The following is a 1,089-nucleotide window of genomic DNA, read 5'->3' on the forward strand; positions in this document are numbered from 1 at the left end:
ACGCAACAATGCTTTACGATGATCGGCTTTACGTCCCAATTTACGATTCCACATGATTCTTACTCCTCTTATTCATACGATTTGAAGAACAATCCCAATTGGTACATTTTGTCCTTCACTTCTTTGAGTGATTTCTTACCCAAATTCTTAACATGCATCATTTCATCTTCTGTTTTTTGTGTAAGTTCATCAACAGTTTGAATTCCTGCACGTTTTAAACAATTGTAAGAACGAACAGATAAATCCAAATCTTCAATCATCATTGTATTTACTTTCTTAACATCCTCAACTTGAGGTTTTTGAACCATGAAACTTTCTTCTAATTCTAAATCTGAAACAGTTAAAACTTCATCTAAGTTTTCCATACAAATCTTTGCAGCCATTGTGATAGCTTGTAAAGGCGTAATTGTACCATCTGTTTCTACATTGATATGTACTTTATCATATTTTTTATCCAACCCAACACGAGCAGGTTCTGCTAAATAATCTGCTTTACGGATTGGAGTGAAAGTTGCATCTAATACTACGACATCTTCACCAAAGTCGTATGACACTTTGTTTTCAATTGAACTCTTATATCCAGTTCCAGTTACAGCATAAATCTCCATTTCCAAGCTTGCACCTTTTTCTAAAGTACAAATCACTTGTTCAGGATCTACAACTTCAACAGCTTCTGGACAAATAATGTCAGCCGCCTGAATTGTTGCAGGACCCTTCTTTGAAATATGCAATGTTTGGAATCCTTCTCCATCATTGTATAATTGTACAGCTTTTAAATTTAATGAAATACGATAAATATCTTCTAAAATACCTTCGATCATTGTTGCTTTTCCATCAAATCCAGATACTTTAAATCCAACAATGCGTGTGCCAGGTACACTTGTTAATAATGTACGGCAAATGGTATTTCCAATCGTAATTCCAAAACCTCTTTCAAGAGGTTCAAAGATATAAGATCCAGTATTGTTTTCTTCATTCACAAAATCTTTATGAAGTGAAGCTCTTTCAAATTCCTGCATCGTTATCCTCCTTTAACTATCCACGAGGTCGTTTTGGTGGACGACATCCGTTGTGTGGAATTGGTGTTAC

1 protein-coding gene is annotated in these 1,089 nt (G+C 34.9%); it reads right to left on the reverse strand.

Going from position 1 to position 1,089, the window contains the following annotated elements; translation table 11 throughout:
* Nucleotides 1–68 precede the first annotated feature (68 nt).
* Entirely contained in the window at nucleotides 69–1,019 is a 951-nt protein-coding gene (locus tag NE544_RS11975; protein ID WP_117925855.1) for a DNA-directed RNA polymerase subunit alpha, read from the reverse strand.
* Nucleotides 1,020–1,089: the final 70 nt, after the last annotated feature.

It is taken from the genome of Holdemanella sp. MSK.7.32 (assembly GCF_024460475.1).
In the GTDB taxonomy this organism is placed as follows: domain Bacteria; phylum Bacillota_I; class Bacilli_A; order Erysipelotrichales; family Erysipelotrichaceae; genus Holdemanella.